Source organism: Ignavibacteria bacterium, from assembly GCA_025612375.1.
Classification (GTDB): domain Bacteria; phylum Bacteroidota; class Ignavibacteria; order Ignavibacteriales; family SURF-24; genus JAAXKN01.
This window is the reverse complement of sequence record JAAXKN010000015.1, coordinates 1-22,150: the sequence shown is the minus strand read 5'-3', so window position 1 is coordinate 22,150 and position 22,150 is coordinate 1. Positions and strand designations below refer to the sequence as shown.

Annotated in this window: 16 protein-coding genes; 5 read left to right on the top strand and 11 right to left on the bottom strand. The window is 45.1% G+C overall.

Features of this window, described 5'->3' with window-relative positions; genetic code table 11:
* The first annotated feature begins 49 nt into the window (after positions 1 to 49).
* From HF312_11105 to HF312_11090, 4 genes are all read left to right on the top strand, one after another.
* A complete protein-coding gene (locus HF312_11105; GenBank protein MCU7520752.1) occupies positions 50 to 799 on the top strand; it encodes a Mut7-C ubiquitin/RNAse domain-containing protein in 750 nt (249 codons plus the stop codon).
* 166 nt (positions 800 to 965) lie between these two features.
* Entirely contained in the window at positions 966 to 2,345 is a 1,380-nt protein-coding gene (locus tag HF312_11100; GenBank protein MCU7520751.1) for a sodium:alanine symporter family protein, read from the top strand.
* 348 nt (positions 2,346 to 2,693) lie between these two features.
* Complete coding sequence (locus HF312_11095) at positions 2,694 to 3,464, top strand: hypothetical protein (GenBank protein ID MCU7520750.1); 771 nt, start codon at positions 2,694 to 2,696, stop codon at positions 3,462 to 3,464.
* A 136-nt stretch (positions 3,465 to 3,600) separates the two neighbouring features.
* Positions 3,601 to 6,183 (top strand): sodium-translocating pyrophosphatase, encoded by a 2,583-nt coding sequence (locus HF312_11090; protein ID MCU7520749.1) that lies wholly within the window; start codon positions 3,601 to 3,603, stop codon positions 6,181 to 6,183.
* 88 nt (positions 6,184 to 6,271) lie between these two features.
* On the opposite strand, the gene dacB is transcribed toward HF312_11090, so the two are convergent.
* Entirely contained in the window at positions 6,272 to 7,771 is a 1,500-nt protein-coding gene (gene dacB / locus HF312_11085) for a D-alanyl-D-alanine carboxypeptidase/D-alanyl-D-alanine-endopeptidase (GenBank protein ID MCU7520748.1), read from the bottom strand.
* A 203-nt stretch (positions 7,772 to 7,974) separates the two neighbouring features.
* Between dacB and HF312_11080 the strand changes: the two genes are divergently transcribed.
* Positions 7,975 to 8,772: a DUF4382 domain-containing protein gene (locus HF312_11080; GenBank protein MCU7520747.1), complete on the top strand. Its 798-nt coding sequence runs from the start codon at positions 7,975 to 7,977 to the stop codon at positions 8,770 to 8,772.
* Positions 8,773 to 9,100: 328 nt separating this feature from the next.
* On the opposite strand, the gene ppc is transcribed toward HF312_11080, so the two are convergent.
* The 10 genes from ppc to HF312_11030 form a co-directional block, all read right to left on the bottom strand.
* Positions 9,101 to 11,878 carry a phosphoenolpyruvate carboxylase gene (gene ppc, locus HF312_11075; GenBank protein ID MCU7520746.1) on the bottom strand — a complete coding sequence of 926 codons (2,778 nt, stop codon included), beginning with the start codon at positions 11,876 to 11,878 and terminating at the stop codon, positions 9,101 to 9,103.
* A 117-nt stretch (positions 11,879 to 11,995) separates the two neighbouring features.
* Entirely contained in the window at positions 11,996 to 14,035 is a 2,040-nt protein-coding gene (locus tag HF312_11070; GenBank protein ID MCU7520745.1) for a fibronectin type III domain-containing protein, read from the bottom strand.
* 237 nt (positions 14,036 to 14,272) lie between these two features.
* Positions 14,273 to 14,458, bottom strand: coding sequence for a CsbD family protein (locus HF312_11065; protein MCU7520744.1), 186 nt, complete (start codon positions 14,456 to 14,458; stop codon positions 14,273 to 14,275).
* 39 nt (positions 14,459 to 14,497) lie between these two features.
* A complete protein-coding gene (locus HF312_11060; GenBank protein ID MCU7520743.1) occupies positions 14,498 to 15,490 on the bottom strand; it encodes a hypothetical protein in 993 nt (330 codons plus the stop codon).
* Between the two features lie 95 nt (positions 15,491 to 15,585).
* Positions 15,586 to 15,735 carry a lmo0937 family membrane protein gene (locus HF312_11055; GenBank protein MCU7520742.1) on the bottom strand — a complete coding sequence of 50 codons (150 nt, stop codon included), beginning with the start codon at positions 15,733 to 15,735 and terminating at the stop codon, positions 15,586 to 15,588.
* A gap of 200 nt (positions 15,736 to 15,935) precedes the next feature.
* Positions 15,936 to 17,291: an RIP metalloprotease RseP gene (gene rseP / locus HF312_11050; GenBank protein MCU7520741.1), complete on the bottom strand. Its 1,356-nt coding sequence runs from the start codon at positions 17,289 to 17,291 to the stop codon at positions 15,936 to 15,938.
* 24 nt (positions 17,292 to 17,315) lie between these two features.
* Entirely contained in the window at positions 17,316 to 18,458 is a 1,143-nt protein-coding gene (locus HF312_11045) for a 1-deoxy-D-xylulose-5-phosphate reductoisomerase (protein MCU7520740.1), read from the bottom strand.
* Positions 18,459 to 18,536: 78 nt separating this feature from the next.
* Positions 18,537 to 19,028: a hypothetical protein gene (locus tag HF312_11040; protein ID MCU7520739.1), complete on the bottom strand. Its 492-nt coding sequence runs from the start codon at positions 19,026 to 19,028 to the stop codon at positions 18,537 to 18,539.
* A 188-nt stretch (positions 19,029 to 19,216) separates the two neighbouring features.
* Positions 19,217 to 19,363: a hypothetical protein gene (locus HF312_11035; GenBank protein ID MCU7520738.1), complete on the bottom strand. Its 147-nt coding sequence runs from the start codon at positions 19,361 to 19,363 to the stop codon at positions 19,217 to 19,219.
* A 245-nt stretch (positions 19,364 to 19,608) separates the two neighbouring features.
* Positions 19,609 to 21,732 (bottom strand): T9SS type A sorting domain-containing protein, encoded by a 2,124-nt coding sequence (locus HF312_11030; GenBank protein ID MCU7520737.1) that lies wholly within the window; start codon positions 21,730 to 21,732, stop codon positions 19,609 to 19,611.
* Positions 21,733 to 22,150: the final 418 nt, after the last annotated feature.

Here is a 22,150-nt window from a genome sequence, read left to right as displayed (position 1 = left end):
TTACCCCTTATTTTACTTTTAATATTTTTATAAGAAACAAAAACTAAAGATGCACAGGGCATTTCTCAGGTTTTACGAAGAGCTTAACGACTTCCTTCCCGAAGAAAGACGCAAGGTGAGGTTTACGCACTTTTATACCGGCCGCACTTCAGTAAAAGATATGATTGAGTCCCTCGGCGTGCCTCATTCGGAAATAGACCTGATACTGGTAAACGGGCAGTCGGTGGACTTTTCCTATATCGTTCAGGATGACGACGACATAAGCGTTTACCCTGTTTTTGAATCCTTTGACGTAAGGGATCTGACCCACCTGAGGCAGAAGCCTTTGAGAGAGCCGAAGTTCGTGCTGGATGTGCATTTAGGGAAGCTCGCCCATTATATGAGAATGCTGGGACTGGATACGCTCTACAGCAATAATTACTCGAAAGACGACCTCGTTAATATTTCCATTGAGAAAAGAAGGACTATTCTTACGCGCGACCGCAACATACTTAAGCGCAACGACGTAACCCACAGCTACTGGGTAAGAAGTGAGGACCCTGTAGAACAGGCGCGTGAGGTAATAGAAAGGTTTCACTTAGAAAGGGAATTACATGAATTCTCGCGCTGCATGGAATGTAACGGCCTGCTTGAAAAGGTGGATAAGGAGGATATCCTTGATGAACTTCCACCTAAGGTTGAGCAGTCGCAGACCGATTTCTACCGCTGCCCCGATTGCCTGAGAGTGTACTGGAAAGGGAGCCACTACGACAAAATGAAGAAGCTCATCGGCAAGATTGAAGGGAAGCAAAACTCCTGAGGCTTAAATCCTCCTGTTATCATTCCATAGCAATTCTTTCTCAACCGCTACTTTTGGCTTTCATTAATTGGCTTTTCTTTCTTAACTTCCAGTTTAGATTTTTTCCCGTTCTGAATTTTTCTGTCCTGAAACTTTTTCTCAAAACATAATTTATTGAGGAGTATCCATGCAGGAGCTAGAACAGTTACTTTCCCGGATAAGCGATTGGGTCTGGGGTTACCCGTTACTTATACTACTTTTCGGCACACACATTTTCCTTACTTTTAAGCTGCGTTTTATACAGCGCTATACCGGTAAAGCCATAAAGCTTTCCTTGAAGCGCTCCAAAGAAGGCACGGGCGACGTCAGCCAGTTCGGCGCCCTTACAACAGCTCTTGCGGCAACAATCGGTACGGGCAACATAGTGGGAGTGGCTACCGCCGTTGCGGCCGGCGGCCCCGGGGCAGTCCTCTGGATGTGGCTTACGGGCGTTTTCGGCATCGCAACCAAATATTCCGAAGCACTTTTATCAGTTAAGTACAGGGTTAAAACCAAAGAAGGTTTTATGGCCGGGGGCCCCATGTACGTTCTCGAACGCGGGCTTAAGATGAAATGGCTGGGCGTGGCCTTTGCGGCCCTAACAGCCGTTGCAGCCTTCGGAATCGGAAACATGGTGCAGGCAAATTCAATTTCCACGATGGTCGAAAGCAACTTCCACATCCCTGCGTGGATCTCGGGCATTCTCATGACCATACTGACAGCCGTAGTAATTATCGGCGGAATTAAGTCCATTGCCAGCGTCTGCGAAAAGCTGGTGCCCTTTATGGCAATTTTTTACGTTCTGGGATGCATAGCTCTTCTAATAATAAACGCCTCAACGGTTCCTGCAACTTTCATGCTGATATTAAAAAGCGCGTTTACCGGCCACGCCGTAATAGGTGGGTTTTTAGGAGCAGGCTTTAAGGAAGCCATCCGATTCGGCGTTGCCCGCGGCCTGTTCTCTAATGAATCGGGCCTTGGAAGCGCACCGATCGTTGCTGCTGCGGCACAGACAAAAAATCCGATACGCCAGGCTCTGGTTTCCTCAACAGGCACATTCTGGGACACGGTTGTTGTATGCGCAATGACGGGGCTTGTAGTTGTAAATTCAGGCGAATGGATGAAAGGCCTTCGCGGCGGGGAGCTCACAAGCTCGGCTTTTTCAGATATTCCGGTTATTGGCCCTATCGTCCTTACAGTGGGACTCCTGACATTTGTTTTTTCAACCATACTCGGCTGGTCTTATTACGGTGAAAAAGCCGCGGAATACCTTTTCGGCAGCAGGGTGATAAAACCCTACAGGTGGCTCTGGGTATTTGCCGTAATGCTGGGCTCCGTGCTCTCGCTTCCTGTTGTATGGTCATTTGCCGACATTGCAAACGCCCTTATGGCTATCCCGAACCTGGTCTCTCTCATTGCATTAAGCGGGGTTATTGTAGCCGAAACGAGAAAGTATCTCTGGAATGACCAGCTTGACCTCTCAGGCGATGAAGTGGTGGAAGAGGCAGAGGTTTCATCGGTAAAATAGCCTTAAGTTAAGGATAAAATTCTTAAGCCCCGGGAGAGTTAAATAATCCCTCCGGGGCTTTCTTTTTATGCGCCAAAACACGTTATAAGAGACCTTCAGGTTTGCTTTTCATTTTCGAAAGTAATAGATTTATTACTGCAGTAAACACATTTTCTAATTTATCGGTTGAGCTTTTTTTCCGGTACTGAGGATTGGCAAAGATGTGTTATATCGAGCAGCTTTTGTTAGGGCTTTTGCTTGAGAAAATAGGCTTTTATAAGCAACTGCCAGAACCCGGGTCGCCCCCTATAATTGTCTAGGACCGGTTCTTCAGTATCTGGACTTCAAGTTCATCAAGGAGTTTAGATAATGAAGATTCACTATTACATGCTCTCTTACCGCTTCGAGGCACTCGTGGCCTCTCACCTGGAGCCGGAAGCCTTCGGTTTGTATATGGCTGTCGGTACTCAGAAAAACACACGCGGCAACGTCCTTTTCTTTGAGATTGATCCGGATCTTCACAGTGATTACTTTCATCTTGAGGACATCAACGAGCGCTGTACGCCTCACAAGGATGGGAGCCCGAAACGCAGTAAATACATCAGCGTTTACCGTGTTATGGAGCACCTTAACCTTTCTGCCTTCGGCAAACTCTATCTTACTACTGCCGACGGGAGGGTGATACACCTTGAAGCCTCTGAGTATGACGTGAGCAATAACAGCTCAGGTCCAAATCTTTATCAGGAACTCTGTCCCGTATCTCCTTTAGTGTTATCTGCCCTTTCACCTGATGCCTTCGCAAAATTCATGACGGACCCGTGCAACCCGGTCAGCGTACCAAGAATATTCTTTGCCGACTTGCTGCTCGACCGTGATGACTCTGGAAGACTTGCAGGATATCTGCCGTATTCAGACCCGATGCACATAGTTGACTGCATAAACGAGCTGAAGCACAGCAGAAAGCAAACCAAAACCGTTTCAAGAAGTCCTCATATTCACAGCTTCTACAGGACTCTGCGCAGGGGATTTTTCCTGGGGGATCAGTCCGGGATAAAATACTATCCTTTCCCGGAGAGGCGTCACCTGGAAGTTGAATATGCTAAATGGTGGAGGTCCGCTTCGGAAAGTCTGGTTTCTTAAATAACTAATTTCTATAACAGTTTCAGAAAAAGCATTTTTGGTCCCGGCGCACGCCTGAGGTGTGCACCGGGACGGCATGTTTTTCTGTCTAAAAGCGATTTAATGGAAAAGTGAAATGACTCGAATCAAAAACTTTATGCGTTCCAGTAAGGCCCGGCGTAATTATTTGTTCGCTCTCATGCTTCTGTTCGTGGTAGCTTTTTTCTACAGGCCGGGTTTCAGTCAATCTGAATCAGCTGCTTCCAATATTGGTGAAGCTAAGTCCTTTGTTCCTTTCGCCCTTTTTTCTGATCCCAAATACAGCGGACTTGAGATCGTATGCCTTTTAACGGTCCTGGGTATTGCAGTTGCAGGATTACTTTATGCTCTTTTATTAGTCAAGCAGGTTTACAAAGCCGATACAGGCACAAAGAAAATGCAGGAGATAGCAGCAGCCGTCCGTGAGGGCGCAAATGCATATCTCGGTGCACAGTTCAAGCGTATCGGTCCCCTCATCGTAATTATTACATTACTTCTTTATTTTACATACACCGGAACAGTTGATGCTTTCCGCTGGGGGCGTTCGGGTGCATTCCTTGTAGGTGCACTCTTCAGCTGGATGGTTGGTTTTGTAGGCATGAGGCTTGCAACCGCCGGCAACCTCAGGGTTGCCGCTGCAGCTACAAGAAGCTACGGGGAAGCAATGCAGCTCGGCTACAGAACCGGTACCGTAACTGGTATGCTTACAGACGGCCTCGGCCTCCTGGGCGGAACGATGATATTCCTGATTTTTGGCGATACAGCCTATGAAGCCCTCTTAGGATTCGGCTTCGGCGGCACACTGCTCGCACTCTTTATGCGTGTCGGCGGCGGTATTTATACAAAAGCCGCAGACGTGGGAGCCGACCTGGTGGGAAAAATTGAAAAAGATATCCCAGAGGACGACCCTAGAAACGCCGCAACTATTGCCGATAACGTCGGCGATAACGTGGGCGACTGCGCCGGTATGGCAGCCGATATCTTTGAAAGCTATGAAGTAACGATCGTAGCTGCAATGATCCTCGGTATGGCTTCATTCGGCCACAAAGGCGTTATATTCCCGCTCCTTGTGCGCGGAATCGGCGTCCTGGGCTCAATCATCTCAACCTATACCGTTAAGGCAGGAGCTCATGATACCTCGGATACGGCTCTTCACAGCGTACACCGCGGTTTCTGGATCGGTTCAATAATATCTATACTCGGATTCTTCCTCTTAGGATTCGGATATCTGCATTTTGACGTAAATTATTTCGGTCTCGATAAATTAAACGAACTTACAAAACTGGGCTACTGGGCCGTTGACCCGAGAAACTTACCCTGGTTTGCTAATTTCGGTTTTACGGGACTTGACCTCCGTCCTGCATGGACATGCCTCATAGGCGTATTCCTTGCAATAGCACTCAACAAGGTAACCAGCTATTTTACACATACGGGCCACGCCCCTGTAAAAAGCCTTGCCAAGAGCTGCCAGACAGGTCACGCTACAAACATCATTCAGGGCTTTGCAGTAGGTTATGAGTCTACAGTTGCAGCAATCATAGTAATTGCAGCAGCCATTATGCTCTCAGTACTCTGCTACGCCGGAACACCTCCTCTCTTCGTAGCTTACGGCGTTGCAATGACAGGTATCGGTATGCTTACATTAACGGGCAATACCATTTCAATGGACGTTTTCGGGCCTGTTGCCGACAACGCCAACGGTATCGGTGAAATGGGTTATGAACCTGTGGAAATGGAAAAAGAAAAACCAGGCAACTACAAGCGTGCCCGCCAGATACTTGCAGACCTCGATGCAGTAGGCAACACAACAAAAGCCGAAACAAAGGGTATTGCAATCGGCTCGGCAGTTATTGCCGCGGTTTCACTTTTCTCAAGCTTTATTGCAGTAATTGCAGTAGGCAGCGAGGATAAGATCAACCAGATGAGTATTGCACAGTATATAACTGAAGCCGGAAAACTGACGGTTGCTAACCCGATAGTATTTATTGGCTTCTTAATCGGCGGCGCTGTTCCGTTCCTTTTCAGCAGCATGCTGATCCGTGCTGTTGGCCGTGCCGCTTTCTATATTGTACATGAATGCCGCATCCAGTTCCGCGACCCTCATATTTGGGAAGGCACAAAGAAGCCTGACTACGGACGCGTGGTTAATATCTGCACTAACACGGCTCAGAAAGAACTTATCGGCCCGGGATTCCTCGCTATTATGACCCCGGTTCTGGTCGGCTTCCTCTTAGGGCCCTACGCCCTTGGCGGTTTCCTTGCCGGAATGATACTTGTCGGACAGCTCCTTGCAGTATTTATGTCCAATGCCGGCGGTGCATGGGACAATGCAAAGAAGTTGATTGAAGACGGTATCTATGGCGGCAAGGGTTCAGATGCCCATAAGGCCGCTGTTACAGGCGACACGGTAGGCGACCCATTGAAGGATACCGCTGGACCTGCAGTCAACCCTCTTATTAAAGTAATGAACATGGTAAGTCTTCTTACACTGGGAATGGTGTTAAACTACAACATCGTCAGCGGACGCGTTCAGGGCTTTGGAGCTATCGTTGTAGGCCTCCTGGTGGCACTGATTGCACTTGGTGCAATTATATGGGCTGTATGGCAGAGCAAGAAAGAATCAAGCGATGCCCCTCAGTTTGAGGAGATGATAAGCGAGTCTGCAGAAGAAGAACTCCAGGAGCAGGACACCCTGAAATAATTCTTCGCAATCAAATAGTGCCATAAAAAAAATCCCCGCTTTTTAACAGGCGGGGATTTTTTTTTGACGTAAATGTAATAATAGGAAGTTAATTTTCTCTGTTAAAAGAAGCTATCAGTTCAAGCACGCTGTCTGTTATGTCTTCTGTTTCTTTGTTCGTACGCAGGTGCCCGTTTACAAGGAAGGAGAAGACGAGGTCTTCACCGTCAGCTGTTTTAACGTAACCTGAAAGCCCGCGCACGTTTGAGATGGTTCCTGTCTTTGCGTGAACGTTTCCTTCAGCCTTGGTGCCCTTCATGCGGCTTTTGAGCGTTCCGTCTATTCCCGCAACAGGCTGCGCGTCGTACCAGACGTTCCAGTAGGGGCTTTTCTTCATTTTTGTAAGAATAGTTACAAGCTGCTTTGGACTTACGTAATCGTACCTTGTAAGGCCCGAGCCGTCGACGTACGCGTAGGTGTCAGGCGCAATGCCGAACTCCTTCAGGACCTCCTCAACTATTTTCTTTCCTCCTCTGAAACTCCCTTTTCCTGTATATTTCCAGCTTAGTATCCTCGGCATTATCTCGGCATAGAGGTTCTGGCTTCTTTTCATCATTTCCTTTAAGACTTCGCTTAGTCTTGGGGAAAGGTGCTTATCGATGACCAGGAAGTCATTTGAGGTGTGTTTCCACCCCTGGAGGTCGTCACAGTCCACTGCACTTCCGTCAACCCTGATGCCCGACTGCTCCAGCACTTCCTTTAACACAGTAACATAGAAAAGTGTCGGGTTCGTGATAGTAGGCGATTCAACTATAGGCCTGGAACCGGCAACAAGGGTTCCGTTTATTACAATTTTATTTGTGCCGAAAGCGCGTGTAACGTAAACATTGCTGCGCCCGGTATCTGTAACCGTAAGGTTATTTACTATTGTATAATAGCAGCTCGGTATGTTGGGCTCAATTTTCACAGGCTCAAGCACTGTTTTGGGAGCCGTAATTTTAATATCTACATAGTTTTCATTTAACTGCAGGGGGCCGACTTCGGCAGAATACCAGGCATCCAGGCCGTCAAGCGACCAGCCGTCGCCAAGAGAGTTGTCGTCAAACGCATTGTCGTCGCCGATGACGTTTCCTGTAATGTGCCTGATCCCTTTCTCACGGAGCATTTTTGCCCAGCTGAAGAAAAGATCCCGGGGATCTTTCTGGAAATGGTTATAAAGCGTGGGGTCCCCGTTTCCAAAAACCACCAGGTCGCCATTTATCACCGAATCCCCCACAATTCCGTTGCAGCAGAGGTCGGTTTCAAATGTAAAATCGGGTCCCAGCCTGGTCAGAGCCGCAGCGGAAGAGAGGATCTTGTTGTTTGAAGCAGGATTGAACATGCGTTCTGAATTTCTTTCATACCATACGCGCCCTGTTTTAAGGGACTGTATCAGAACGCCCCAGTGCGCATGTGCAAAGAGGGGATCGCTGAAGCGCGCGTCAATTTTCTGCTGGAGCTCTTCAACGGTTGTAATTTTGTCTTTGGATGTTTCTTTAACAGAGGAGCATCCGGCGGAAATAAGAGCCATGGCCAGTAAAGGCCATGCGAAGGCAAGTTTTATCTTCATTAGAATATGTCCTGAAAAATTTATGTGCAATTTACAATTTGCATCGCTGAAATTAAAGTCCGGGCTTTCTTATTTTTGATTTTACAGCAATTCGCCTGAATTCAACGTTATTTCAAGGCTAATTTATATTCCTTTTCCGTTTTCCTTTTCTGGCTTAAATTTTCAGGAGAGTAAGTTATTTTAAGAAAGAGAGAAAAATAATCATGCATAAAATATTTTTTGTTTTATTATTTGCTGCTGCAATAATAGCCGGATGTAAAAACGATGATAATTCCACAACTCCACAGACCGGCAGCGGCCAGCTTAAAGTTTATATGACGGATGCTCCGGCGCATTACAGCTCCGTTAACATACAGGTTACAAGAGTGGAGGTTCACCAGGGAAGTGACACCAGCAGCTCTGCAGGCAGCTGGCTTGTAGTTAAAGACAGCACAATGAACATCGACCTCGTGCAGCTTCGTAACGGCGTAACGGCGCTTTTAGGAAATGCGCCTTTACCGGCAGGGCAGTATTCGCAGATCCGCCTGATTATCGGACCGGGGAGCTATGTTACTGATGAAAACGGCACCAGGCACGATTTGACCATTCCAAGCGGAAGCCAGACGGGCCTGAAGCTTAACAATTCCTTTACACTACAGGATGGAGTAACCTATGAGCTGACTCTGGACTTTGACGCATCGAAGTCGATTGTAGTAACAGGCAATAACAGCTACAAGCTAAAGCCTGTAATAAGAGTTGAGGCCAATGCCCTTACAGGCACCATATCGGGACAGGTGCTTCCTTTGGATGCCGCTGTTGACGTGCATACAATTGCGGGGCAGGACACCATTACAACATATCCTGATGCGCAGGGTCATTTCAAGCTAATGGCGCTTCCCGAAGGCACCTACACAGTCCACATTGCGCATTCAGAAACAGGCTACAAAGATGTTGAGCAGGCAAATGTAAAGGTAGTAAAAGGCCAGAACACCGACATAGGCACCATAACACTTCAGAAATAAATAATTATAATATTCATAAAAAACCGCGAGAGCGGTTTTCTATCTGTAGCCCAGGGTTTGACAGCCACCGCCGAAGGCGGATGGCAAAAACCCTGGGTAAAGAATATCCCAAACCATAATAGAACCGCCCATAGCGGTTCTATATCTGTTACATGAGCGTTTAATATTGTGTGATTCCGGTAACATATATAAAACCACTGACGTGGTTTTTTGTTATGTTGTGATATTTAACCCAGGGTGTCCGCATTCACCTGCGGTGGATGCAGCTACCCTGGGCTACAGACAGAAAACCACTCGCGTGGTTTTTCATACAGAATTCTGATTGCTTTTATCCCGTATTTCTTACACCGGCGGCGATGCCGTTTACGGTGGAGCGCAGGAGTGACAAAAGCTGTGCCTTCTCAGGAGGGGAAAGCTTCCCATTTCTGAATTCTTTTATAAACTTCACCTGTATAAAGCTTATAGGATCAATGTACGGGTTCCTCAGAAGGATCGACCTCTGCAGAGATTTATTTGAATCCAATAGGTTCTCCTCTTCTGTAATTTCAAGAATCATTTTTACCGAAAGCTTAAACTCTTCATCAATCCTTCTGTATATCTCCCACATTGGATCGCCATCCTCACAAAGCGAAAGGTACTCGCGCCCGATTATCATGTCCGTCTTAAGTAGCACCATCTCAATATTATCCACCATCACCTTAAAGAACTCCCAGTTCCGGTACATCTTCCTGAAGTCTTCAATTGAAGCCCGCCCTTTCTCAATCACCCTGCTTATGGCGTGTCCAAACCCGTAGTAACCCGTAATGGTCTGGCGGTTCTGCGTCCATGAAAATACCCATGGAATAGCTCTAAGCAGCCTGATATCTTTTCCCTTTTTGCGCGAAGGGGGGCGCGAACCGATCTCAATCTGCTCAATTATATCAATCGGCGTAACCGTTCTGAAGTACTGATAGAAGTCCGGGTGCGTAATAAGCTCCCTGTAGTATAAAAGTGCCTCACGTGAAATGTCTTCCATAACGGCACTGTACTCCTCAAAGCGGTCTTTCTTATTCTCCTGCCTGGAATTACTCGTGGCAATCATTACGGCTGAACTTATCAGTTCCAGGCTCCTTTCTGCAATCTCAGGAATCAGGTATTTTGAAGAGATCATCTCCCCCTGCTCTGTAATTTTAATTTTGCCCTGTATCGTTCCTCTGGGCTGAGCAAGAATGGACTGGTTTAAGGGGCCGCCGCCTCGTGAGATGCTGCCTCCGCGCCCGTGAAATAGTATGAGCTCAATGCCCGAATCCCTGCAGAGCTTTGTAAGATTGCGCTGCGATTTATAAAGCTCAATTTTAGAAGTCACAATTCCGCCGTCTTTGTTGCTGTCGGAATAGCCGATCATGATTTTCTGCACCATATTGCGCAGCTTTAAGTGGCCTCTGTATGCAGTGTTACTAAAAAGCTCGCGCATAATAGTTTCGGAATTTCTCAGGTCATCTATTGTCTCAAAGAGGGGAAGTATGTCGAACATCGACTGATAAAGCCCCTCGCGCCCCGCGTGGACTACACCTGCCTCCTTGGCAAGAAGAAGGACCGACATAACGTCGCTTACAGCCGAGCAGTTGCTTATAATATAGTCGTTGCAGGAATCCTCCGAAATATTTTCCTTTGCCCACCTGATGACGGAAAGCTCGCCAATAACCTGACGGGCTGTTTCCGAAAGTTCACTGAACTGGTTTATAAGCGGCCTCGGGTTCAGGATCTCCTCTGCAAGGATCTGATTTTTTTCATCCTCCTCCAGTTTCGAAAAATCCTTCTTTACGCCGCAGTAAGAAAATATCTCCTCCGTTGCCTCCCTGATCAGTGAAGCGTTCTGCCTTATGTCCAGAGAAATAAAATTAAACCCGAAGGTCTTTACCTTATATATGAGAGGAAGGATTTTAGAATCAGCAATTATGCGCCCCTTGTTCTCCGAAAGGCTGTTATACATTAGCTCCAGATCACCTATGAACTCTTCAGCATCCCTGTAGCCTTCAGACTGCTCTTCAATTGTTTTCCTGAGCTTAAGGGAGATAAGGAATAGCTTTACGCGGTAGACTTCCGAGGGATCCCTCAGAACGCTTTCAGCTGCCAGATCCTTCAGGCGGCTTCTGTCGTTTTCAATTGAAAGGTGGAGCCCGGGGCTTGCCGAGACGAGGTTCAGCGAAGTGCTGATGGAATCATATATCGGATCCAGATCCTTAAGATAAAGCTCAAGTATAATTTTCTTATAGTTTGCGGCTGTCTCTTTTGTAATATCCACCGTAACATAAGGGTGCCCGTCGCGGTCGCCTCCCATCCACGAGCCGAACTTAATTAAGGCAGGCGCAGGCGTCTGAATATTGAACACAGAGCCCAGCTTCAGGTTCAGGTTCTCATAGAACTCCGGAATAACGTCGTAGAGCACATTTTTGAAGAAGAACAGCCCGCGCTGTATTTCGTCTTTTACCGTCACTTTATGAAATCTTATTTCATTTGACTGCCAGAGAAGTGTAACTTCAGTCTGCAGCTGCCGCTTAATTCTTTCTTCTTCTGAAGGGGTAATCCTGGTGTACTCTCTTTTTAAGAGCAGGCGGCTGATGTTCAGTATCTTCTTCAGTATGGTCTGACGTGTGGCTTCTGTAGGATGCGCTGTAAAGACCGGTATCACCTCAAGGGATTTCAGGACATCCTGCAGTAGTTCCCTGCCTGCGCCTTCGTTTTTAAGGCACATCAGGGCTTCTTCAACCGATCCTTTCTGCGGCTTGTCGTTTGAGAAGATGTGCGCTCTCATGCGCCTTATGCGGTGAATTTCATCGGCGGCATTAACCAGAATAAAATAAACTGAAAATGCCTTTACCACCTTATAAGCCTTTTCGGGCGTTAATGTATCTATAAGAGAAACAATCTTTTTTCTTACCTCATCGCTGTATTCTGTTCTGAGGGATTTTGTCAGGGACCTGAGTGTTTCAACGGCTTCAAAAAGCTCCGGGTCCTCCTGTTCCACCAGAACATTGCCCAGTATAATGCCCAGCTCGCGGATATCCTTTTTAAGAGGCTCATCTTTTTCAGTTTCCTCGAGCTGTGTCAAGGGTTTAGTGTTCATATTCAATTCCCTGTTTTTCAGAATTAACCTTTATTGAGTGCAGCAAGGCTGCATTTTCTAAAGATAGCCTGATTTTGCTTAAATGTCATCAGGGAATTTCTGTCACCATGCGCGGTCTTACTTAAGAAGAATCATTTTCCTTGCCGCGCGGTAGCTAACAGATCCTTTCATTGAACTTGCCTCCATTAAGTAGAAATATATTCCGGAAGAAAGCTCCGAGCCATTGAAATTAAGCTCATAATAGCCCGCGTCTTCCACTTCGTCTACGAGTGTCCTTACAACGCCGCCGATTGAGTTGTAAATCTGCAGCCTTACCCTGCTTTGATTAGGCAGTGTGTAGCTTATTTTTGTTGAAGGGTTATACGGATTAGGGTGATTCTGAAAAAGCGTATAGTCTATTGGAACCGCCGCCGGCTTATCAACGCCTGTTATTACAGCAGCGCTTGCCTCGTTGCTATAGTCTGAGGCGCCAATCTGATTATAGGCCTGCACTCTGTAGACAAATACATCTTCTTCAAGCAGGGAGTCTGTAAATGACGCGGCATTTTTGTCAAGTGTTGTCAGGAATTTATACTGGGCGTCACTGATTATTTTTCTTTCCACGCTGTAGCCTGCTTCACTCTGGGAATTGTCCGTCCACGTAAGCCTGACCCTGCGGCCGTTCAGGGCTTCAGCCCTTAGGTTTCCGGGGGGTAAAAGAAGCGTCGAAAAGCTCCGGGGCGCGGAATAAGACCTTATCCCGGAAGAATCCTTTGCCGAAATTCTCCAGTAATACTGAAAGCCGTCTTTAAGATTACTTACCACGGCTTCGGGCTTATATAGAACTGAATCTGAAAAAACTGTATTATTAAAAAGCCCGTCTTCAGAAATCATTATTGAATAGCTTTCCGCATCGGGAGAAGGCTCCCAGTTAAAATTCAGCTTAAGAGGCTGGTTTTTCGCCTTGTCCTCAGGCAAGGTAAGATGGGGCATAACCGGGGCGCTTATTATAGATTCATTACTGTAGTCGGATATATTATAATCATTAAAGGCTCTTATCCTGTATGAATAAACCCTGCCTTCCTCAATTGAAGGGTCCGTGTAGTTCGTGCGCCCCGCGGGGGTTACGGCAAGCTGGCTGTAGGAATCCGAACCTGAGACCTTTCTTTCAATTACAAAACCTTTTTCGTTGTCTGAAATGTCTGTCCAGCTAAGTTCTATGGAACATCCGTCCTTTGCTTTCTGTGCAGTAAAATTCATGGGTGCCGGTATATAGTCGTCCACCATTTTAAGCCAGCCGTTGGATACTGCCGCCTGGCAGAACTGTTCCATAGTGGCGGCCGAATCGGCTCCAAGGCCCTCGCGTGCATAAAGCCATATGCCCTCGAGTCCAAGTGAGTTGGCTGCCTTAAATAGCTCCTGGTACTCATCGCCCCTTCCATCCATCCAGCTCATGGAGAATTTTGCTCCGAACTTTGAACGCATATCTCCCCAGCTGTCTGTCTGCTGGCTTTTACCCTGGGTCCATGGGGCTTCATAGTCATCGCCGTAGCCAATGTTTACATGGCAGAACGGAAACAGTATTGTGTTCCAGTTTACGTATGAAGTATACATTATATTGTCTGCGCAGTCAGCCGCAAGCCTCAGGTGGCTGCACCTTTTATAGCCGCCTATAACAAACCTGGAGCCGGGACGCACACTGTGCACGTAATCCCTTCTTGTTGCCAGTTCCTCCGGAGTATAAATATGGTCCCCTACAGTCGCATGCCCGCTGCAGTCATGTTCCACCGGCTCATCCTGGTAGTAGTAGCCTGCGGGCAGCTCTTTTACGGCGTCAAGATAAGTAGTACCCCACGTCATGATTACAATGTTCTTTGGTTCAAAGCCGGCATCAATTGCTCTTTGGTAGGGACTATCCTGGCTGTAGTGGATCTGGATTATTCCGGCACCGGAAAAGCCGTATTTCTTTCTGTAAGCGCTATAGCTTTCTTCTGTACAGGTTATATCGGTAGGACATATTACAATTAGTTTACCTTCAACGGGTTCATAGTGCCAAGTTGAGGCAACACACGTACCGGCGCCATCACTATTCTGCTGAAGTTTTTGGGCCTGCGCATTTATCCGCGCAGGAAATATTATGTTAAGCGTTAAAAGGAACAGTATTAGTATGCGTCTCAAGAAAGTACCCCTCATCGATGTTGCTCTCTGTAAATAATAACTTCGTATCTGAGTTTTAGAAAGATTATCGGAAAAATAAACGCTTAAGTTTAACCGCTTTGAGGGCAAGTCCCGCTTAAGGGACTGAAAGTTTACACCGTGTGAGACAAATTGAAAAGCAGGCGGAAGTCTGAATCCGCCTGCTTTATTTACCGGACATAATTAACTACATAACAAGTAAGCAGAACGCTAACGGGACTATAGACTTTTTATGTAGTTAATTATTTCTTCTCTTGATTGACCTGTTCTTTTCTGTATTCTGCCGATAAGTTCATCATCTTTTCCGTCTTCATATCTCAGGTCATCATCCGTAAGGTTTCCGTATTTCTGTTTCAGCCTGCCTTTAATAATATTCCAGTTGCCTTTTAATTCAAGCCTATCCATATACCTCTCCCTTTCTGATTGTTATTACACAAAATCAAATTACTTATTCACGCGCTCAGAATGCCTGATACCGGAAGATATTCTGGACTGTACATCCTTCCACCACTGTTTCTTAACCTTTTCATATTTAGGTTTCTGGTTGTCATTCAGTACATCCACAATCTTATCGTCAGCCGACTTTATAGCGCTTTGCATCTCATTTGAAAAGTTGCTTCTGTTTCTGCTGCTGCCGACATTTTCATTGTCCCTGTCTCTGCGGCTTTTTACGCTGCCCGTATTATCAGCCACATTATTTCTGTTTTGATCCATTCTGTCTTTCTGGGCGTCGGCAATGTTCTTCTGATAATCTATCAGTACGTCCTCAATATCAGCCGCCTTCTCGAGTGAGAGGTCCAGCTTCCTCATCAGATCGACCGACATGTCTTTGGCAAACTGCTCGAACTGAGGATTATCCTTATCCTCGCCTCCGGCATTATTATCAGTTCTGTCAGATCTGCCGCTGCCAATAACGTCATTTTTATCTGTACCTCTTCTTGTCTTCTTTCCCTTGGCAACGTCTTTACTGGTGCGGGCCTGATCTTCATTGGCTGCAAAGCTTTGAGAATAAACCTTATCCTTTATCTTTGACCACCAATCCTTTTTAACCTTCATGTATGCCGGAATTTCCTTATCCGTAATTATCTTTTCTATCTTATCGTTCGCGGATACATCGGCATCCCTGAATTTGTTATCCGACTTATCACTGCTGCCTACATTTTCACCCTTATCACCTTTCTGCTTGTCGTACACATCTTTCTGAAGGTCCACGAGAACGTTACTTACCTTATCTGACTGGTCCTTGGATAGATTTATTCTTCTTGAAAGCTTTAGGGTGAGATCCTTTGCAGTATTCTGGAATTGATTATCCTGATTGCTGCCGGATTTATTATCTTTGTCTTTATTTTTATATTCCTGCGCCGGCAGCTGAGAACTCTGAGACGATAAGAATAAAACAGCCAGAACGAAAACGAACATTTTTGCTAACTTTTCCATATAGCTCATAACCATCTCCCATTCTAACCTATTTTACTTAACCTTGCTATTACTTAACTTACCATATTACACCGAAACTTTAAAAAGTATATTCCTTAAATAGTACTTCTGCCGCGGAACAAGCTAATAAGAGCCAGTACAATTGCTATTACCAGCAGTACATGAATGAAGCCGCCGAGTGTGTAAGATGAAACCATACCAAGCAGCCATAGAACGATCAATATTGCAAAAATAGTCCAGAGCATAGTACCCTCCTTTTTATTTTAATTGAGTTCATATAAAACATAACATATTGGTTATATAAGAGGAATAAGGAATTTTCTGATATTAATGTCAGATAATCCGCTAACTGATTGTAGGATAATAACTTACATTTTTTAAAACAAAAAAAAGGCAGGCGGGAAAAGATCCCCATCTGCCTTTTTCGTTAAAAATTACCGGTTTTTCAGAGGCTCAGAATGTCGTTATAAATTGCAAAGGCCATAAATATGAGCAGAATTACAAATCCCACGTTCTGGATTGCCAGCTTTACTTTTACGGGAATTTCCCTTCGCATAACTCCTTCAATCAGGATTATTACAAAGTGGCCCCCGTCCAGCACAGGGAAGGGAAGTATATTTAATATTGCAAGACTGAGGCTGAGCATTCCAAGGAAGTAAATAAAAGGAATAAGGCCTGTATCGGCAGATTTAGCCGCAAACTGCGCAATCTTTACCGGTCCGCCGAATGCCGAGGAGAACTCAACTTTTCCTCTTATTACGTTGCTGAACATGGTGAAAGTCATAGAAGTAATGCGCCCTATGTCAGTCACTCCCGTCCACATTGCCTCACCCAGGCTCATTGCTCTGGATTCAATAGGGCCTGTAAACTGGTCATTCAGCATAACGCCTATCTTGCCGTCTTTAGAAGGTGTAACAGAAAGCTGAACTGTATCCTGGTTTCTTAAGACCTTGACAGGGATTGTTTTTTCCTTACTTTCCGAGATAATATAAGTCGTCTGTGCGTGGCTTTCGATCGGTTCATTATTCATCGAAATGAAAACGTCACCTTTTTTAATCCCGGCTTTTTGAGCAGGGAGCCCCTTAATGACGCTGTCAATTGAAACCTTAAAGCCGTCGGGAAGAAGCGGTCTTCCTTTACTTACATCCTGCGAGAAAGTTTTGCGCGGAACGTTAAGAGTAACCTCTTTGCCATGCCTGTCCACCTTGATAGTCAGGTCGCGCACAATATTATCTATATAAATTTTTGTCTCGGCGTCTTCCCAGTAAGTAACGGTTTTGCCGTCAACCGAGAGTATTTTGTCCTTATTTTCAAATCCGGCCTTGTCTGCAGGGCTTCCCGGTGCAACGTAGCCAATGGTAGTTGTCTTTGCCAGCTGCTTTTCCTGGAAGTAATTAATGCCGGCAAATACAAAGTATGCAAGCAGGAGGTTCATCAGCACGCCTGCGGTAATAACAAAAACCTTCTGGTGAGTAGGCCTGCTGCGGAACTCGTAAGGCTCGGGCTTTTTATCGGCAAACTTCACGTCAAAGCTTTCATCTACCATGCCTGCAATTTTAACATAACCGCCGAAAGGTAAAAGGCACACCCTGTAGTCTGTATTTCCCTGTCCGTCGAAGTCATCCGGCAGGTCGCCGAAGGAAAAGCCGTTCAGTTTATTCCATCCGAAGAGGCGTTTACCGAAGCCGATGGCAAAAACGTCAACCCTCATCTTGGATATTTTAGCCGCTATGAAATGCCCGAACTCGTGCACGAACACCAGTATAGCGATTGTAATTAAAAAATAAATTATATAATTCATACTAAGAGTTATTCTCCTTTTCGGTTAAAATAAGTTCAGGGCGTACTGCCTGGTCTTCCTGTCGCATTCAAATATCACATCCATATCCGGTGCACGGTGATTTTCAATTGAGTTCAGGGATTTTTCAATTACACGCGGAATCTCAAGGAATCTGATCTTCCCTTCAAGAAATTTCCCCACAGCAACTTCATTTGCAGCGTTCATAATGCATGGCGCCGTACCACCCGTATCCATTACGTCATAAGCAAGCCTGAGGCATTCAAATTTCCGGATATCAGGTTCCAGAAATGTGAGCGCCTTGATAGCAGGGAGCTTTGTTTTTTCATTTGTACTTACGAGCCTTTCAGGATAGCACAGTGCATACTGAATAGGCAGTTTCATATCCGGAAGCCCCATCTGAGCCTTGATGGAACCATCAACAAATTCAACCATTGAATGAACAATGGACTGCGGGTGGACTACCACCTCAATTTTTTCTTTGGGAACGGAGAAAAGCCACTTGGCTTCAATTACCTCGAGCCCCTTATTCATCATAGAGGCGGAATCGATTGTAACTTTGCTGCCCATCTTCCAGTTCGGATGATTCAAAGCTTCGCTTACCGTTACATTCTTCAGGCTTTCGGCACTCCTGTTAAGGAAAGGTCCCCCGGAGGCTGTAAGTATGAGCTTTTCAACCTCTTCGTGTTTTTCACCCACAAGGCACTGAAATATTGCGCTGTGCTCGCTGTCTACGGGTAAAAGCTCGGCATTGTACTCTCTGCACAGGCGTGTTATGAGCTCGCCTGCAACAACAAGGGTTTCCTTATTTGCCAGTGCAATTCTTTTCGAACGCTTTATCCCTTCAATTGTCGGAGCCAGACCCGCAAAACCCACCAGAGCGCTGACAAGTATGTCATAGTTTCCCTGGCTTGTTGCCTTAAGCAGGCCCTCATCGCCCGAGAGGATTTCAGTACGTGAAGTTATCCTTTTACTGAGTTCCTTTGCCGCTTTAGTGTCCCTGACAACCACAACAGAGGGGTGAAATTCTTTGATTTGCTGTTCCAGTAAGTCTATATTGGTGTTTACGGTCAGGCCTTCAATCTTAAATCTATCCGGATAGGCTCTGACCACATTCAGGGTATTAACCCCAATTGACCCGGTAGACCCCAAAATTAAAATATTCTTCATTTCAGCCAAATATTAAACACCAAAAGTTAAAAAAGTAACCGTTGCAAAGCAACGTAAAAGAACAGCAATCAGGTTCCATCAGTAAATAAATCTGTGAGTAACAGCCAAAAGAAAGTTTATTAATACTAAAACGTTAATTATGGTAATAATTGTTTCCAAACGCCCCAGATTCCCGTAAACTTCTTCACCTAAGGAAGTCCGGCCTTCCGTGTCCGCTCCAAGTGCAAGCCTGACCTTTTTAGCCTTCGGAATAAGGAGTGCAAATACGAGCACGATAAGTATAACCATTATAACCTGCTTTGTTACAAGCCAGTGGTTTATAGAAAAATTAAAAAACTGGTAATAAGGAAGAATTGAGGTCAGAATAACCCCCGTAATTACAATACCCGTCATGCCGATTATGCCCGTGATATTAACCAAATGCAGATAAACGGAAATAAGTTTCTTTTCCGGGGCGAGCCCCCTGGATCTTTTAATATTTTTCCTTAAGACCAGGTCGGCCGGCACAAGTCCCAGCCATACGACGGCTGAGAGTATATGTATTACGGTCAGAATTGCCTGCAGCAGCATTATTTACCCTCTTTAATATATTTTATGAATAAACTGAAAGAATTGGACATGGAATTGCCCTTTCTTTGCCCGTATTAACAGAATATATGAAAAATCTCAAAACAGTTAAAATTTAATTTATTTAAAAGCAAAAAAGGCGGAGACATTTTCTCCGCCTTTAAAACCTGAACTCCTGGACTCCGGGAATATCATACCGCAGCAGCTTTCCTGCGCTTTGAAGACTTATTATCCTCGGCAACAGAAAGTTTAACGTGCAAGGCACTGCAGACCTTCAGCAGCGTCATAATGTTTGAAATTATTCCGCTTTCAAGTTTGGAAACCTGCTGCTGAGTCAGCTTGGCCTGCCTGGCTAATTGGGATTAGGTTAGTCCTTTCTTCTCCCTGATCTTAGCAATCTTAACTGCTATGTCCTGAAGGAGTTTTTCTTCATATATGACGTAAGGTCAAGAAGGGGCCGTTTTTATCAGGAAGAATCCGCACGTGACTTACACCTTTAAGAATAAACGCTCTGCCGGGCCCACAAACAAAAGGCAGAGGCCCATTATTGAGCCCCTGCCTTATTTGCTATCTTATCAGATCATTACTTGAGAAGAATAATCTTTGAAGTAGTCACATTGTTCCCTGATTTCAAGAAGTAGTAGTAAATGCCGCTTGAGTAGCTTGTGGCATTCCATTCAAATGTATACTTCCCTTTTGCAAGATAGTCTGAAACGAGTGTCTTTACCTCCTGCCCCAGGGAGTTATAGATCTTAAGCTCCGTAAAGCCGTCAGAAGGAATAGAGAAGTTGAACCTGGTTGAGGGGTTAAATGGATTTGGGTAGTTAGAGCATGTGAAGCCTTCAGAAGTACTGCCCAAAGACTTAAGCCCCGGTTTTTCAACTTCAACGCCCGGCATTTCAGATATCTGACCCATGGCCATTTTACCCAATGGGTGATTGGGATACTTTGCCGTTATGGAAGAAAATGCCCTGTATGCCTCTGTGTTATTATTGAGATAGAACCTGTTTATGATTCCTTTCTCATAGAGCATTTCACATGTGAGGTCACGATCTATGTCTTTAGCCTTCAGCACTTCGTCACACTGGGCAAATGCCCCGGCAAAGTCATTCTTTCCAATCAGGCCTGGAATTAAGTATTTCTTAATGTATGGGGAATAAGGCTGAATCCCGCTCATACCAAGGAGTTCACTCAGATAAGAGGAGAGGCTTTCTTCTTCCCCTAAGTACCTGAGGCAGTTGGCGGTGAGGGAAAGTGAGTTTTTCAGTTTTGAGAGCTCATTAAAGCTTTTCTTTAATTCACCTTTTGATTTTTCTGCAATACTCAGGTATTCAGACTTATATTTCTCTATCCTGCCTTTATGATCCAAAGTAGTGTCCTGACTTGTCCTGTGTATTAGATCCGGATACATCCTGTCCAGATCCCCTGCAGGAGTTCCTTTTACTTCAGTCTGGTTGTTCAGGCTCAAAGAGGCAGTATTTGACTTAGCCAGGCCTGAGGGTGAAGAGCATGCAAGTGCAGATGGAGGGTCCGGTATGATGCAGTTTCCGTATACGCTTATGGGGTTTATCCTGCTATAGGTATTATGAAGCAGGTATGCGTAGCTTCCTCCTTCTGCATCCACGTCAAGCTCGTTATTGCAGAAGTAGTCCTCAGTCACATTATAGCTTGAGGTGCCTGAAAGGTAAATTCCCACCATCTGGTTTTCTATGCGGGAGGAACTGCATACGTTTCCGGTGCTGTTATAGATATTCAGGCCGAAATCGGCTCCATTTCCATTAGTAGCCGTAAGATGATATACGTTATTATTTGACGAATTTTCGATATGCATTACAGTACTCCAGAATCCGGAACTGACATCCTGTACCAATGAATTTGTGCCGCCATTGACATAGATACTTCCACTAGGCAGATATATCCCGTATAAATTGCAGTATGACGTGTTATTCAGGTATACAGTGCCGTTTATTGTTGCACCGTAGCCTGAGATTGTGACGTTACTTTTTCCAGTGAGGGAAAAGTTTTCATTGTAGGCTCTTTTTTGCAATTCGACTGTCTGTCCATAACCAGAGTAGTCTACAGCAGATTGTATCTTCGGGAAAAGGCCTTTCAAGATTCCGTTCTGTTTGAGGTATGCACAGTCTACCTCAAAACCGTTTTCAGTGGCCAGTGTCCCCCCGGAAGAAGCAATGTAATAGTCATTAAAATTTAATTTTGTCCTTGCTTTGATTGTAAGTGAATTTCCTGACGGGATTATTATATTACCGGAAAGATTACAATAATCCCATTCATTCGCGTTGAACGGATAATTCATAATATTATATATTGAAGGAATATAAGACGGATATATTTTCGGTAAACAGCTTTCGTTAACCGAAGCTGTTGCATTACATATAGCATCGATTCCGCATGTTCCATAGGCTATACGGAAATATCCTCCCCAGCCCCAGTTATCTCCCCAGCTGTTTTTGCATATCCAACATTCATTATTATCATCATAACCAACGATAACGACTGCATGTGAGCCAAGATAAGTAGTATCATATTTGCCATCATAAATTGCATAGTCGCTATTATATAAGTAACGGAATTTGTAATACACAAACATCCCAGCTAAAACAGGACTATATTGAAGTGAATTTTTTATTGCTTCTATAGATGCAGTGTTTTCCGAATAAGAAACTGCCCCAGCATATAAATTTGACATTGGATTTCCTGGTATTATGACATCAACTCTATTCTTTGATAAATAATCAAGCCCGCATGCCGGGTTTCTAGAACCAAAGCAACCACCACAGGAAGAGTTATTTGTGATTGTTGTTTCGTTTAAATTAATCTTGTCATTTCTTCCTATATATTGATGCAGCAACCCTTCCACTACCCCTGTTGCGGCATGCGCCCAGCAATTGTTACATTCCTGTTCTTCAACGTCTGACATTAAAGAACGCCAATCGGGTATAGCCTGTGTCTTCTGAAGAAGACCTAATTTCTTTTTCTTCTTGTACTCTTGATACATGCTATCCTGTCGCGCTAATATGCCTTTAACTGCAGCCCTGTCAATTATCAACCCGCATCGGTATTTGTCAATAAAAATGAGACAAATTTTTATAAATATTTAAGCAACA

Excerpts from the sequence above, each read along its gene's own strand:
- HF312_11100 (MCU7520751.1), top strand. The coding sequence starts at position 966 with ATGCAGGAGCTAGAACAGTTACTTTCCCGGATAAGCGATTGGGTCTGG.
- HF312_11065 (MCU7520744.1), bottom strand. The coding sequence starts at position 14,458 with ATGGATAGGCTTGAATTAAAAGGCAACTGGAATATTATTAAAGGCAGG.
- HF312_11060 (MCU7520743.1), bottom strand. The coding sequence starts at position 15,490 with ATGGAAAAGTTAGCAAAAATGTTCGTTTTCGTTCTGGCTGTTTTATTC.
- HF312_11080 (MCU7520747.1), top strand. The coding sequence starts at position 7,975 with ATGCATAAAATATTTTTTGTTTTATTATTTGCTGCTGCAATAATAGCC.
- dacB (MCU7520748.1), bottom strand. The coding sequence starts at position 7,771 with ATGAAGATAAAACTTGCCTTCGCATGGCCTTTACTGGCCATGGCTCTT.
- HF312_11095 (MCU7520750.1), top strand. The coding sequence starts at position 2,694 with ATGAAGATTCACTATTACATGCTCTCTTACCGCTTCGAGGCACTCGTG.
- HF312_11045 (MCU7520740.1), bottom strand. The coding sequence starts at position 18,458 with ATGAAGAATATTTTAATTTTGGGGTCTACCGGGTCAATTGGGGTTAAT.
- HF312_11030 (MCU7520737.1), bottom strand. The coding sequence starts at position 21,732 with ATGTCAAATTTATATGCTGGGGCAGTTTCTTATTCGGAAAACACTGCA.
- rseP (MCU7520741.1), bottom strand. The coding sequence starts at position 17,291 with ATGAATTATATAATTTATTTTTTAATTACAATCGCTATACTGGTGTTC.
- HF312_11040 (MCU7520739.1), bottom strand. The coding sequence starts at position 19,028 with ATGCTGCTGCAGGCAATTCTGACCGTAATACATATACTCTCAGCCGTC.
- HF312_11055 (MCU7520742.1), bottom strand. The coding sequence starts at position 15,735 with ATGCTCTGGACTATTTTTGCAATATTGATCGTTCTATGGCTGCTTGGT.
- HF312_11090 (MCU7520749.1), top strand. The coding sequence starts at position 3,601 with ATGCGTTCCAGTAAGGCCCGGCGTAATTATTTGTTCGCTCTCATGCTT.
- HF312_11105 (MCU7520752.1), top strand. The coding sequence starts at position 50 with ATGCACAGGGCATTTCTCAGGTTTTACGAAGAGCTTAACGACTTCCTT.
- ppc (MCU7520746.1), bottom strand. The coding sequence starts at position 11,878 with ATGAACACTAAACCCTTGACACAGCTCGAGGAAACTGAAAAAGATGAG.